Origin of the sequence: Paenibacillus sp. FSL F4-0125 (genome assembly GCF_038008565.1) — a bacterium.
Taxonomy (GTDB): domain Bacteria; phylum Bacillota; class Bacilli; order Paenibacillales; family Paenibacillaceae; genus Paenibacillus_AQ.
In genome coordinates, this window is record NZ_JBBOZJ010000001.1 from 6,530,895 (window position 1) to 6,545,013 (window position 14,119).

Sequence of the window (14,119 nt, forward strand, 5' to 3'; positions counted from 1 at the left end):
TTACTATTTAGTTTGTAGGAGATTCATAATGATGGTTACTGCCTCTGCTCTTGTTGCGGTCTCATTTGGTGCAAATACATTGCCATTACGTCCGCTCACAATGCCTGATTTCTTCACGGCTGCAACTGCATCCTTTGCCCATGCAGGAATTTGGCTGTCATCAGCAAAGCCTGTTGATGCCGCCGATGTTAAATCTCCCCCTGCTGCTCTAGCGATCATAACTGCCAGCTCCGAACGTGTTATGCTCGCTGCCGGACGGAAGGTAACATTCTCATAGCCGCGTATAATCTTCGCCTCTAAGGCTTGTGCAATGGACTTCTCGGCCCAAGCAGGGATTGTATCTGTGAAGCCCAGTTCCACACCGTTTCCAGTAGGCTTCAGCGCATTCATCAGCATCACCGCAAATTCAGCGCGTGTCACCGTAGCATTCGGCTTGAACGTTCCATCCGTATAACCCTTGATGATCCCTTCGCTCACCGCTTTCTTAATATTGGCCTCCGCCCAATGTCCGGAGATATCACTGAACCCAGCTTCTGTTGTCGGTTCAGTAGATGCATTTGTTACCGGCAATCCGGTCGCTTGATCCACTACGAGTACAGCAAACTTCGTAAAGTGATCCACATCTGCAGCAATGCGATTTCCATCTATTTTGCCGCCGTTAACTTTCACCCAGCTCTTCTTCACTTCATCATAATAAAAGATCGCTACAGTCTGGCCGCTCTTCACTTGTCCTGAATCGAACACAAAGGTTAGCGTGGCCGGTTTACTAAAGTTCTCCGCGAAGCTTTTTAGAATCTCATAGATTGGGCTTACGAGAATCTCTTGATTACTAAGAAGACTTTGTGTCTGGAGTACTTTCTCAATTGTTAATGTCAGTTGCTTGCCTGAAGCATTAGCCGGAATAGAAATCACAAGCCCATTATCCAGTCTGACTTCACCGGATTGACCTGCGGGAAGCGTCAATTTCCCGTTGGTGGAGATAACCGGAAGTACGATGTTGGAGCTACTACCGCCATCATTACCACCGTTGCCATTATCATCAGAACCGTTATCTTGTGCAGCTCTCGTTATCGTTGCAGTATACTTCGTACCTGTGCCATCCTGGGCAATTACGAATAACTCCAAACGATTACTACCTACTTCAAGAGGAAGCTCTACGCTTGTTTCACCGCTTGTCAAACTTATCGGACCAGCCACAAGCGTATTGGCACTATTGTACACACTCGCTGTTAAGGTACTGTAAACAGCATCGCTGGCCGTTGCCGTCACCGTGAAGTTAGATAAGGAATACGGTACGCTCGCTGTATAATCGTATACACTTCCGCTCACTGTTTGATCCAATGTTATGCCGCTCAAATTCATGCTATTCAAGCTTGCACTAGAACTTAATGTCGTAAACGTAATCTCTTGCCCATAGCTAACTCCGACTCCATTCACGGCATAGGCACGTACATAATAGGTAGATCCCGATTGAAGTCCCGTAAGTTTCACTGAAAAGGCTCCTGTTCCACCTGATTCAGCTATGGCCTTACCGTCAGCAATTGTAGGAGTGGCGGTAGTGGAATATACAACTCCCCGCTCTGTAACCTCAGCACCACCGTCCGAAGTGATGTTTCCTCCAACCTTAGCAGTCATAGAAGTGATTTGTTGTACTTCTGCATTTGTATCAACAATAGCAGACTCTTCAATACCTCTTACATAGCTTAAATAGAAATCATCAATCGTTCCCCATGCGCCGCCATCGGCTTTGACATTTGCTCCGATCGTTAGCGTTCCATCGGTAACGAGAATATCCCGAATCTCAGGATTATTCCACTGTGTCCATCCCTTCACGCCAGTGTCAAATTTTACTTCTTTACCATCCGTTACAGCAAATAGATTCATATTGGGGTTTACAGCATCTCCCCCTTGAATAAACATTGAAAGATTATAATATCCCGGCTTCAGCCCAGAAATGGTCTGCTCCACTCTAAAGTCCACTGCTTTCGCAGAGTAGAAATGTAGAGAGTAGTTGCCCGTCTTGGCATCTGAGACTTTGTTTTGGAAGTCTGTGTGTGGTTCTTTAGCGTTAGCATAGGTGATTTTCCACATGCTTCTATCGCTATTTTCAAAGCCAGCATTGACGATAAAGTTCTCTTTTTTAATGACTAGAAAAGCCTTAACCGTTTGACCGCCTTCTACCGTTCCACCGATCACATAGCTGCCCGCTCCCTGGCTAATGGCTTGCTCAAGCGCAACCTGATCCCACGTTACTGGAATCATTGCCGAACTTCCATCATTGTAAATAACACTTACGTCTTTCGGCAGATGGATTGGCTCTCCAGCAATCGCTGTGACGGTTACATCTTTTACTTCATCTACAGCAATCGGGGCAACAGCACCTGTATTAACGTATTTAAATACATTCAGTGAAGCAAGCGGATGTCCGTTAAAATCAAACAAAGCCTGATTGTCAACAGCACTTCCTCCGTACCATTCCCCTGCATCTTTTGGATCATACTCCTTGGCGTAGCTAGATGCCCAGCCTGAACCGTGTTTTTCCCAAATCGACTTATTCTGCTCCAGATTATCTTTCGGACCTACCGGAAGCCATGCAGGTTCCCAATAAAACACACCTATTCCCGCTTCACCCACATTCGCAACAGCTTCGATCACGTCTCTAACCGAGTTGGCCTGACCTTGAACGCTGATAGGATAGTTTAGAGTTTGACCCGAGCTTTGAGGCGCTGTATTTCCGTGTCCATCTCCATCCTCAGCGGTATACGCGTACGAGGTTTCGGCTACCATTACTTTTTTTCCATAAGTATCAGCCACTTGCGTCAACACGGATGTCAAATTGCTTAAAGTGCCGTGCCAGAACGGATAATAAGAACTTGCAAATACATCATAGTCTACATTATTATTCTGCAAGGTTTTCGCATAGGAAGCATATCTGCCTGCCCCCTCAGGATTTGTAAAATGCAGAGCGATCAGAATATTAGAATCGATCTCTCGAATCGCTTTACTTCCCGCACTAAACAATTGGCTAATCTTCGTCCAATCAGATTCACCGACGAATTGTCCATTCGTTTCATTACCAACCTGAACCATGCCAACATCAATATCTGCATCAAGCAGGGCTTCCAGACTTACTTTGGTATATTCGTAAAGTGCGGTCTTCTTATCTTCAAAACTCAAGTTTGCCCACGCCTTAGGTGTATGCTGCTTGGCGGGATCGGCCCAAAAGTCTGAATAATGGAAGTCGACCAGTAGCTTCATACCGTTTGCAGTCGCTCTTTTCCCGATTTCGATAGCGGTTGCCAGGTCATTATTACCACCGCCATAACCATTACCAGTTGTATCAAAAGGATCATTCCATATCCGTACCCGAACGTAGTTAACCCCGGCTTCATGTACGGTTGTAAATATATCCTGCACTTCTCCGTTTTCATTGTAAAACTCGACTCCGCTATTCTCTAAAGAAATAATACTGGAGATGTCCACGCCCTTAATAAAATCAGGCTGAAGTCCTTCTACCTTCTTCACAAAAATATCCGCCGGCACCGGCAGGGTCGTATCCTTACTCAACTGTTTCAACTCAAAGCTGTCCAAAAAACCATATGCGCTTGGAGCGCCGCTTATGTTCGCACCAACCTCAAAACTCGGGGTATCCTGCTTCAAGATAAATTTCAGGCTGAGCGTTCCCCAAGCATTATAGCCAGTGGTAGCAACAGCGGATGCCTTCTCGTCACCCGCAAACAATTCAACATTCCCTGTTTCCTTGTCAGTACCGCCCATCGACTTGACTGAGAGCTCATAGCTTCCCGCAGGGAGATTCGTTATGGTCTGCTTAAGCGCGATCGTCTGGTTTCCAGTAGCGGCTTTGTTAATCCAATATTTGAAAGCATGAGCTCCTTCATCAGGGCTTAGCCAAGTATCATCGGCATATGAAAAATGCTTGATTTCTACTTGATCCCAATTTGCCGTATCGACACTCCATGATCCATCTTCCCAGAAATCGTCCTCGAAACCGCCATTTACTATTAACGAACTATTCGAATCTGCAGCCAAAGCACTCCTCATGTTGAATGAGAATGAACTTAACATCAACAACACTGCTAAAAAGACAGAAATACCCTTTTGATTAACTCGCATGTTCTGATCACCTTCCATTCTAAATTTACAGATGCATATGTGCGTCCTAAGTTATGTAAGCACTTACAATTCAATATACCAATAGTTAAAATATTTAGTAACGGATGAAAAGAAAACATTTTGTATGCTTAAGCAAGCTTTATAGGCTTTAATCTTCATTTTCCACTATTCTGAAATAGATGATATTAAATAGATTTTAGATTTTTTCATCCAAATATAACTTTTTGTATGCCTTCTCCATCTAATCATACAGAGGGCCCTCAAGGAGGAAAAATCATTTGCTGGAAAACGAACTGGATATCAAAAAAGCGCAGAAAGGCGACCACGAGGCGTTTACCCGTCTTTTCAGGCAACTGGAACCCCAGTTGTACAGATTAGCCAAAACCATTCTGCTAAAAGATGAAGATTGCGCGGATGCTCTTCAGGAAACAACACTGAAGGTGTATAAAGGGTTGGCCAACCTTAAACAGCCTAAGTTTCTTAAAACCTGGGTTATACGCATCCTAATTAATGAATGCAATCAGTTACTTCGTATGCGAGAGCGAACTATAGCTGTGGCGGAAATTCCCGAAGAACCGGTCGATTCCTATGTGCATTTTGAAGATTCAGGCAACGTAGACCTGCATAGCTTCATTAATCAGTTGGACGAATCCCTGCGGCTTGCTATCGTGCTTTTTTATTATGACGATTTATCCATTAAGCAGATTGCAGATGTGCTCGACATCTCCGAGGGAGCGGTCAGGGCACGACTTCATCGCGCACGGAGATTGTTGTCCAAACAGATACATCCTGTGCGGGAGGAGGGTCTTGCTAATGAATAATAACCATTTAGAAAAGCAGATCAGGGAGCTAGGCAAGGCTAATATACAGGAGCTTCCTCCTTTACTGCGGTCGCGGCAGGATTCGATTTATGCATCGCTCGCCATAATTGTCCAGGATCCTGTGGAAAAGGAAAAGAAAAAACGGATATATCCAAAAATCGCAGCTGCTGTATCTGTAGCGATAGTGCTAAGTGTTATGCTAACAGCCGTCTATCCGCCAGCGTTGGCCAATGCACTCAAACAGCTTCCATGGATAGGCGGAATTTTTGAACGGGCAGATGATATAGGATTGCAAGCCGCTCAGCGTCTGGGTCTGATCACCCGGCCGAACAGCAGTGATACGCATGAAGGAATCACCTTATCTGCCGAAGAGGCTGTATTTGATGGCAACCGATTGGCATTCTCTGTGAAACGTGAGGGAGATGAACTGGAAGGTAAGCTAGCTGGAGTAACGATTGGAGAGGATGGGAAGCCTTTTCTAGCGAAAGGTGCCATAACTTCTGTAGAAGTACTGATCGACGGGTCTTCCCTGGAGGAATTCTCAGATGGTCATTGGGAAGCTGTTCCTTTTCTAACTTGGATGGAAGGCAAGGAGCAGAGTACAGCTATTTTTGAACTGGTGGATTCTTCGAATTTGGGGATCACCAAGCCTTTTCCTGATCAATTTGTACTGACTGTAACCCTTCACTTGAACGGTATAGATACACCATATGTTCTGGAGATTCCTGCACGAAAGGTAACAGAAAATAGTATTGCCGTACCTGATATACGTGCACAAGCACAGGGATGGAGTCTGACGCTGCAAAAGCTGGAATATAGCCCATTAACCACGCATCTGTTACTCAACATTAAACAGGAGACTGACGGGGATCACACAGATTTTAATACATTGGGCTTTGAAGTGAAGGATGAACAAGGACTGGTTCTGAAAAATATATCGCAAAAAGCGCTCCTTTCTTCCAATAGATCACAGGATGTGAATCTGCTTGTTGAGCCGTTCGAGAAATATCCTAATATGCTCACAATCCGTGGCTATCTTTATGAGTTCGAGGACTCAAAAAGTAAGAGTGGCGCATTCAAAGCAGACAGTGCCGGAAATCCTGTGAAGCATTATATCGATGGTCTGGAAATAAACGTGTTAGTTAAATAAAAACTAAGGAGAATGATATCATGAAGAAAATGACCACGAAATGGTCTGTAATTTTAAGTGCTGCTGTATGCCTTGGAGCGTTGGGAATGCCGGCTTTAACCCAAGCAGCCAGTGTTCAACCTGCCGCTGAAGCTTCCCTGAATACAACAAAAGTCTCCGATTCACACGATCAGCTTACTTTAAAGGGCAGTGCACAGTTTGACGGTAACTATATTAAGATCGATCTGAGCCGTGAGGGATCCCTGTTCTCAGGAATGCTCGCAGGCGTAACCTTGAATGATAAAGGTGAACCTTATCTTGCAGAAGGAACGATTATGGGAGTAGACGCCAAGCTCACTCAACCAGGAGACATTGATTTAAAAACACCACGCTGGCTCAGTGACGGTAATGCCAACAAGGCGGTTGTTGTATTGCAGACCGGATGGCTTACTGAGCAACAAAAGGCAAGCCTGGCTTCCTCTGAATTGAGCATCCATGTGAAGCTTAACGGAATCGAAGCTCCGTATGTACTAAAGTTTTCTCTCAAGCAAGCAGGAGTAGCGCGTAGCATTCAGCTGCCAGCTTTAAAGAAAGACAACCAATTTGAGATCAAAACCACTCGCGTTGCTGTGGGAGAGACTTCTGTGCGTATTGCTTTAGCAGTTAAAGGGACTGCTAACCAAGCACAGGCTTTAGGATATGACATTTATGATAATCTGGGAAATGAATTAGAGTATATTGCACGGGAATCTGTTGCAACAACTCAGAATTTTGTTTCTGAAGATTTATTGTTCGAGGCACTTCGCCCAGCCGCAGAATATCTGATTATCAGACCTTATCAAGCCGTATTTGAAAAAGGCACTACCGGGGCTTACAAAGTAGATGCCAAAGGTAAAGTAGTTAAAAATTACAACAAACAACTGGAGATCAAAATTCCTCTGAAAAAATAATTGTTATCGCTGCAACAGAAGGGGATTACCTGTTGGCCGTAAGGCCTGAAGTAACCCCCTTTTACATGGACGAAGTGTAATTGTACTACTAATCATGCATAGACAAATCCAGTGTATTCCCTTTACTAATGAAGGATTTATAATTGGCAATTTTGTCGTTCAGCATCTTCTCTGTCTCTGTTAAATGTCTGATTTGATCCTGAACTGAGCTTCTATGATCTTCGAGAAGATCCAAACGGGCTTGGCTTGTATGCTCGCCCTCTAAGTATAACTGGGCATATTGCCTGATCTGTGCGATAGGCATTTGGGTTTGTTTCAACCTCAGTACAAATCGCAGCCAAGCAAGATGAGTATCCTCATATACCCTTTCTCCATTGGCATTGCGTATTGGAGCAACGATCCCTTCTTTTTCATAATATCTCAGTGTATATGTAGTTATCGCCAATAACTTGGATACCTCGCTAATCGTGTACATACGAGTCCTCGAATCTAATATGTTTTGAAAGTCACCCTGATTATAAAAAACATTTGCCTTAGAGTAAACTCTAACCTATATAATCAAATCGCTGTAGGATAAAATTACATGCTCGTTTAAAAATAGGAGGAAATCACATGAAGTACACTGTAATTACCGGCGCTAGTTCAGGGATAGGTTATGAAACTGCTCTAGCTTTTGCAGCGCGTGGAAAAAACTTAATTCTTGTTGCCCGCAGAAAGGAACAGCTGGAGGAGTTACAGTCTGAAATTACCCGTATTCAGCCTGATGTAGAGGTTATCATTCGAACGACTGACTTATCCGTTATTGAGAATGCTTATTCACTTTACGAAAGCTTGCAAGAGTATCCCCTTGAAACTTGGATCAACAATGCCGGATTTGGGAACTTTGCTTCAGTGGCCGAGCAAGATTTAAATAAAATAACTACAATGCTACATCTGAACATAGAAGCGTTAACTATACTCTCCTCTCTATTCGTTCGAGACTACTCCACTATTGAAGGCACTCAATTAATTAACGTTTCATCTGGTGGCGGTTATACGATTGTGGGCAATGCTATAACTTACTGTGCGAGCAAGTTTTATGTAAGTGCATTTACTGAAGGACTATCTCATGAGTTGAAGAGTCAAGGTGCACCGATGCAGGCTAAAGTGTTGGCACCTGCCGCAACAGAAACAGAATTCGCGAAGCATGCTTTTGATATCACGGATTTCGAATATCACGGTGCTGTACCTAAATTCCATACCGCAAAGGAGATGGCTGGATTCATGCTTGATCTGTATGACAGCAATCATGTGGTTGGATTAGTGGATGGTTTGACGTACGAATTTGAGTTGAAAGATGCTATTTTAAATTATGTGGAGCGTACGCGATAGACTTGTCTTGTAAGTTAAGGCATGAAGAGGGCCATCCTTCAATGGATGACCCTGCAAACTAACCAAGATATTGAAGCCTCCATTCGAGAATCTCATCCACAGCTTGATGTGACCCACCGGATATCCGAAAAGAATCTTTAATTGTTGCAACAGCTTTTTGGAATGATGGAAGAGTCAGCACACGTTCTACAGCTTCACGTAGTTCAGTTGCAGTTAATCCTTGCATTTGTAATTTAATACCCGCTCCTGCATTGGCGACTTGCTCAGCAATGATCGGTTGATCTGCGCTTTGTGGGATTACAATTAGCGGAACCCCGTAATAGAGACCCTCATGCACACTGTTCATTCCACCATGAGTAATGAATACTCTCGAGTTTTGCAATACATTTATTTGTGGAACATAATTTTTCACAATGAAGTTTTGCGGAATTTCTCCCAAATCATAGATTTGAACTTTATTCCCAATGGACATCACAATCGTATGATCCATATTCCCGAATGCCTTAAAACAAAGCTTATAGAAATCTATGGCTTGGTTGAAAACTGTGCCCATTGAAATGTAAATTAATTCTTTTCCCTTAATTACAGAAAGGTCAAAATCATCTGGAGTTGATCGTGAGGAGATAGATGGACCCACGAACATATACGATTGATCCAGGGCTTCACCATAAGGTTGAAACTCCCTTGTCGTATAAACGATTGTAAGTGGTGCAGGATTACAGAACACTTCATAAGGAGAATGGATTTCCACGCCGTATTCTTGTTTTATTTTTGCCGTCAGGCTTTGAAATCTATCGTCCACAGCTTTTACTATTTCTGCAGGAGCTTCCATGTAAAACTGCTCCATAAGTTGATCAAATGATGCCTTTGTCTGTACAAAAGAAGTACAAGAGTTGATTGCAGGAAGCTTGAGGATTTGAGCAATTAAACGTCCGCAACCAAACATGGAATCATGAATGATATAATCGAAATGCTCCCCTTTGATCTGCTCAAGAACGCCCGGAATAACTATATTCGCTGTAAGTAAAAGCCCATTCACTCTTTCAAGTAAATAATCTCTTCCACCTGAAATAAAAGCCTTTATATATTGTTGATCGTCCAATGTCCGAACTATAGCGCCCGTCTCCTCAATACGTTCCCGAAAAGCTTCTATAGAGAAGTACACTACCTCTTCTCCACGAGAAATAAGCTCCTGTACAATACCAATCGTTGGATTGATATGTCCCTCTGATCCTGCATTAATAAATAAGACACGCGCCATCCCTTCCACTCCTCAGTTATGACCTAAATTATGATGTATGTAGCTCCCAATTCTGTCCTTTTCAATGTACCCATTATACGTTCATCAACGGCTGACTTCTACTTCTCAAATGGATGGTCGCAAAAACCATTCTGCCCGCGCTAATCGACGCGCCGCTGTCGAATACGATTTCCGCAACTTGCTGGATAATGTCGTTAGGTACGGTGAAGAGGGCTATTATCTGGGTTTGGACTAACGGAGGATACAGAGGAAGTGAATCTCACGGTCAAAATCGGGGCAAAGGCATCGCCCTCTCAATCGTCAAAGAAATTGCGCAATTATAACATAGCAGCGTGCGATTACTCGAGGGAACAATGACAGAAACTATTTTTGAGATTACAATTCTTAAAAATTCTCCTAGTGATCTTTTGAATCAACGTTAGTCATATTTACTTGTTCTGCGCCCTTTATTGTACAAATAAACGGCTGTGACGGCTGCGCTCAATGTTCCGCAGATCATATCCATCATCGTGTCGCTCAAACTACCGTTTTGTGAATGTAATCCGAATAGATGATCTACCGTAAACTCATAAATCTCCCACATCCCAGCCATGGCAACAGCAAACAGGAAAGCGAACCAGATGATGATGTTGGAAGGTAAACCGCCCAGCTCTTTACGCATAGCCATCTTGATCAAAATGAATTGTCCTACGAAGAATAGAATAACTCCGGACAGCAGATGTTCAATCTTGTCTAGATAAGGGATGAACGCATACATATTGAATAAATTGGCGAGCATCATCGTAATCGTGATAAAGATAAGCACCGAGAACCGCAGTGCAGGAGGCAATTCGCTTCTAGTCCATGTGATTAAGCCCCTAAAGAGTAATAGGACGACAATGATAAGACCCGCTTGAAAGGTTTTACCATAGTTCCCAATCACGCTAAAATAAACAAATGATACACCGCATATGATCTACAAAATCATTTCAATAACATCATTGAACCTATACCTTCTAGAGGTTTCTCGCACAGCAGTTCCTTTCTGACTAGATCCGTTTAACTAATTATCACCCATTCAAAGCCACCCCATACGACAATCAAATCGGTAGCAACAAAAAGACCCCTGAGATATTCCCATAAGCGGGAATACACGGGGTCTTAAGCCAACCAATCATCCCGGATAGTTGCAGAGTTTTATGTAACCTTAACCTCTACATCGCTTTTTCAGACAAATCGCTAACTAAATTTCTCATCCACTTGCGGGAGTAAATCCGGGCATAGCCAAAACCAAAGCGGACAAGCTCCTCCAGTGAGATGACAAGGTACACGAGGTAGACCGGCTGCTTCCAGACGTATGACAGCAGCAGCCCGGATGGGACCCCAATCAGCCACGTTGCTGTCGATTCCATGCTGAATACGAACTTACTATCTCCCCCGCTGTTTAGAATACCACCCGCGATAATCATATTAGATACTTTGACCCAAAGAAATCCAGCGAATACGATAACAATATACACACCCATTTGTTTGGCATCCTCGGAGATATTAAATGCGGATACATACAGCTTCGAACCTGCCGCAATGATAGCCCCTACAATTAGAGAGATAATAATACCAAGCCGAATGAATTTTTTCGCGTGATCGAGTGCGATATCTGTTTCGTTTGCACCCAAACGGTTGCCAACGAGCACCCCGGCTGCACTAGCCAGACCGGATAATAAGCCGATACAAAGCCCTTGCAACGGGAAAGTAATGGTCATTGCTGTCATTTCCGTCGTTCCCATGCGGCTGTAAATGATTGCATATGCCGTTTCACCCAACACCCAGATCAATTCCGTTAGCAACAGCGGATAAGTCGTTCCAAAAAACTTGCGGACGAGCGGTTTAGGAATGATGAACAAGTTCTTTAACCCGACAGCTCCCGGTAACCGATACCGGTACACGGCGCCAATGATCAATAAACATTCGATCACTCTGGAAACAAGTGTAGCGATAGCCGAACCCTTCAAGCCAAGTGCAGGAGCGCCGAAGTGGCCGAAGATAAGCACGTAGTTCAGTATAAGATTCAATCCAACTGCAATTAAGCTAACATACATCGGCCATTTGGCATGCCCGGTACTGCGCAAAATCGCAGAATACATCATCGTGAGCATGACAGGCACAAAGCCGATCGACATAATCTGTAGAAAAATGTACCCGTCATTTATTACATTCGCATCTGTAGTGAACATACTCAGAAAGAACGGCGAATCGATGAATACAGCCGCAGAGAACAGGAACGAGAACGCGAAGCCGACGATCAGACCGAGACCCAGCACCTGGGAGACACTTTTGGAATCTTTATTCCCCCAAAATTGGGCAGCAAAAATAGATACACCTGTCGATAAACCGGCTAAGACAACCGCGATAATTCCGTATATTTTGGTGGACATCCCCACCGAGGCAATCGCCACATCTCCAAGCTGACCGACCATCAATTGATCCGTCAAATTGAGCAATGCCATCAGTAAGCTCTGAAGTGTGACGGGCACAGCTATTTTATACACACTTTTGTAGAAATTCTCTTTGTCTGACATGTATTGTTTACAACCCCCATATTCTTAATTTTTCCAGAATCCATAGCCTTTTGCAGTCTATGACCTTGTGAGAGGTCATACTACTTTTTTGTAGCGCATGAGCGTGTAATTATCTTTTGGCTGAATTTCTACAACTTTGAACTTTTTCGCAAAGCTCAATTGCTGGTACCCGTCTCCATCCACTAATGTAATGTTCGTGGAGCCGCCTATAATGATCGGTAGCTGCATCAGAATAATTTCATCAACGATATCCTGATTGAAAATATGCCAATTCAAAAATCCGCCGCCCTCGACCATCAGGCTAGTAATCCCATAATTTTTCTCAAGCTGACGTTCAAGCTCAACGAAATCGACTTTATCCTCGCCGCAAATGAGGCACTCCTTGCCTCTTTCCCGAATCTGCTTGATTTTTTCTTCATCCCGTCCTTTCTCGGTTGTGACAATAATCGTCTTCCCCTGATCCGAGAGAACATTGCAGTCTAGCGGAATATCCAAGGTAGTTGTCGGAATGATACGAATTGGATTTTTGTTCTCCTCATATCGATTAGTAAGAAACGGATTGTCCGTCAGGATCGTATTTTTTCCAACCATAATGCCCTGCACGTTCCCCCGAAATAGATGGATGAATTCCATATCCTCATTGGAAAACAAAGAAAAAAGCTCTTTACTCGAATTACCGGCTCCCATCGTGAGCTTTCCGTCAATCGAAATTTGGCTGAATATCGTTGTTTTCATTTGTCTTCTCCCCGTCTCTTATTAGCTTTTAAATGCGCCCCAAGATGCTTGCAGGCTCTGTTCTATTTTTTTAAGCGCTTGTTCAGGATTACTCAAGGGCAACTCGATAAGACCTGCATTCATAGCCTCCCATACGTGGATCATGAAGGGGAAAGTCGGCATCGGCCGTGCTTGATCCAATAATGATAAGATCATTTTTTTGTTAGGCGCCGCAATATCAGTTAAGCGTTTAAGTGTTTCTTCCTGTGCCGGAATCCGCTGCACATCCAGCGTCCACATAGTTTGGCATTCATCACTCAGCATAAAACGCGTGAATGATACAATATCTTCCCGTTCCTCTGATGTTAACGAATGATTGGGATAGATCAGGCCGATGGAAGAAGACATGGATAGCGATTGCCTCCCCTCGATGACCGGAAGCTGGCAAACCGCAAGTCTATGATTCATATGCTTATCCAGATGATTATAAATCCACTCGCCACAAATAATGGCGCCGATCTTACCATCAATGAACTGCTCTAGCAGTCCTGTAGAACCATCAAGACTAACAAGTACACCTTGATCCATTTTGTCGCGGATAAATTGTAGTGCCTGCTTCATTTCGGCGGTGATGATATTCGGCTTTCCATTCTGTACAGGCCAACCACCAAAAGCCGTAAGGAACGGAATAAACCAATAGCCCTGTTGTAAATCTGCGCCAATCGGCACGATACCTTGTGCGGATAACCTCTCAGCTTCCTCTTCGAACACATCCCATGTCGTCGGCGCATTAGTGAAAATTTCCGGGTTGTAGTATAGGACCAGATGATTGCCCCGCAATACCGGAATACCATACTGAACGCCATCCATTTGCATCGTTGAAAGGGTCCCTTCAGTCAACACATCATCGAGCAGCCCGCCAGGCACCTCGGAGTAGAGGCCATTCTCGACATAAGAGGACATGTCGGCGGGAACCATCGCCAGGTGCGGACCTTGGTGGGTATCCTTAATTCGGTTCAGGCGCGCAGTTAGCTCTGTAATATTCATCACTTGGGGTGTAACTTGTACGCCAAAGCGCTCCGTATACAGCTTGCAAATTCCCTCTAACACCTCAATCGAGGTATCTCCCGGACCATCAAACTCATGCCATAACACGATTTCCTTGTTTTTCTTTTCCATTG

At 44.0% G+C, this 14,119-nt stretch carries 12 protein-coding genes; 5 read left to right on the top strand and 7 right to left on the bottom strand.

Going from position 1 to position 14,119, the window contains the following annotated elements:
• Nucleotides 1-3: 3 nt before the first annotated feature.
• On the bottom strand, nt 4-4,134 hold the full coding sequence (locus NST74_RS29135) for a glycosyl hydrolase 53 family protein (RefSeq protein ID WP_341115708.1): 4,131 nt from the start codon (nt 4,132-4,134) through the stop codon (nt 4-6).
• A 278-nt stretch (nt 4,135-4,412) separates the two neighbouring features.
• Between NST74_RS29135 and NST74_RS29140 the strand changes: the two genes are divergently transcribed.
• The 3 genes from NST74_RS29140 to NST74_RS29150 are packed head-to-tail and all read left to right on the top strand — an operon-like array spanning nt 4,413 to nt 7,034.
• Nucleotides 4,413-4,955, top strand: a complete 543-nt coding sequence (locus NST74_RS29140; RefSeq protein WP_341115709.1) for a sigma-70 family RNA polymerase sigma factor — start codon at nt 4,413-4,415, stop codon at nt 4,953-4,955.
• Nucleotides 4,948-6,105 (top strand): DUF4179 domain-containing protein, encoded by a 1,158-nt coding sequence (locus NST74_RS29145; protein ID WP_341115710.1) that lies wholly within the window; start codon nt 4,948-4,950, stop codon nt 6,103-6,105. The genes NST74_RS29140 and NST74_RS29145 overlap by 8 nt, the downstream gene beginning before the upstream one ends.
• Before the next feature lie 20 nt (nt 6,106-6,125).
• Complete coding sequence (locus NST74_RS29150; RefSeq protein WP_341115711.1) at nt 6,126-7,034, top strand: DUF5643 domain-containing protein; 909 nt, start codon at nt 6,126-6,128, stop codon at nt 7,032-7,034.
• Between the two features lie 88 nt (nt 7,035-7,122).
• On the opposite strand, the gene NST74_RS29155 is transcribed toward NST74_RS29150, so the two are convergent.
• Nucleotides 7,123-7,509: a MerR family transcriptional regulator gene (locus NST74_RS29155; protein ID WP_076120390.1), complete on the bottom strand. Its 387-nt coding sequence runs from the start codon at nt 7,507-7,509 to the stop codon at nt 7,123-7,125.
• Between the two features lie 137 nt (nt 7,510-7,646).
• Between NST74_RS29155 and NST74_RS29160 the strand changes: the two genes are divergently transcribed.
• Nucleotides 7,647-8,405 carry an SDR family NAD(P)-dependent oxidoreductase gene (locus tag NST74_RS29160; RefSeq protein ID WP_341115712.1) on the top strand — a complete coding sequence of 253 codons (759 nt, stop codon included), beginning with the start codon at nt 7,647-7,649 and terminating at the stop codon, nt 8,403-8,405.
• A gap of 58 nt (nt 8,406-8,463) precedes the next feature.
• On the opposite strand, the gene NST74_RS29165 is transcribed toward NST74_RS29160, so the two are convergent.
• Nucleotides 8,464-9,666, bottom strand: coding sequence for a macrolide family glycosyltransferase (locus NST74_RS29165; protein ID WP_341115713.1), 1,203 nt, complete (start codon nt 9,664-9,666; stop codon nt 8,464-8,466).
• Nucleotides 9,667-9,730: 64 nt separating this feature from the next.
• Between NST74_RS29165 and NST74_RS29170 the strand changes: the two genes are divergently transcribed.
• Nucleotides 9,731-9,901 carry a hypothetical protein gene (locus NST74_RS29170; RefSeq protein WP_341115714.1) on the top strand — a complete coding sequence of 57 codons (171 nt, stop codon included), beginning with the start codon at nt 9,731-9,733 and terminating at the stop codon, nt 9,899-9,901.
• 183 nt (nt 9,902-10,084) lie between these two features.
• Here NST74_RS29170 and NST74_RS29175 read toward each other — a convergent pair whose 3' ends face one another.
• The 4 genes from NST74_RS29175 to NST74_RS29190 form a co-directional block, all read right to left on the bottom strand.
• Nucleotides 10,085-10,588 carry a hypothetical protein gene (locus tag NST74_RS29175; RefSeq protein ID WP_341115715.1) on the bottom strand — a complete coding sequence of 168 codons (504 nt, stop codon included), beginning with the start codon at nt 10,586-10,588 and terminating at the stop codon, nt 10,085-10,087.
• A gap of 271 nt (nt 10,589-10,859) precedes the next feature.
• Nucleotides 10,860-12,224: an MATE family efflux transporter gene (locus NST74_RS29180; RefSeq protein WP_341115716.1), complete on the bottom strand. Its 1,365-nt coding sequence runs from the start codon at nt 12,222-12,224 to the stop codon at nt 10,860-10,862.
• Nucleotides 12,225-12,299: 75 nt separating this feature from the next.
• Nucleotides 12,300-12,959, bottom strand: a complete 660-nt coding sequence (locus tag NST74_RS29185; protein WP_042131655.1) for a dihydrofolate reductase family protein — start codon at nt 12,957-12,959, stop codon at nt 12,300-12,302.
• Nucleotides 12,960-12,980: 21 nt separating this feature from the next.
• Nucleotides 12,981-14,117 carry a sugar ABC transporter substrate-binding protein gene (locus NST74_RS29190; RefSeq protein ID WP_341115717.1) on the bottom strand — a complete coding sequence of 379 codons (1,137 nt, stop codon included), beginning with the start codon at nt 14,115-14,117 and terminating at the stop codon, nt 12,981-12,983.
• Nucleotides 14,118-14,119 lie beyond the last annotated feature (2 nt).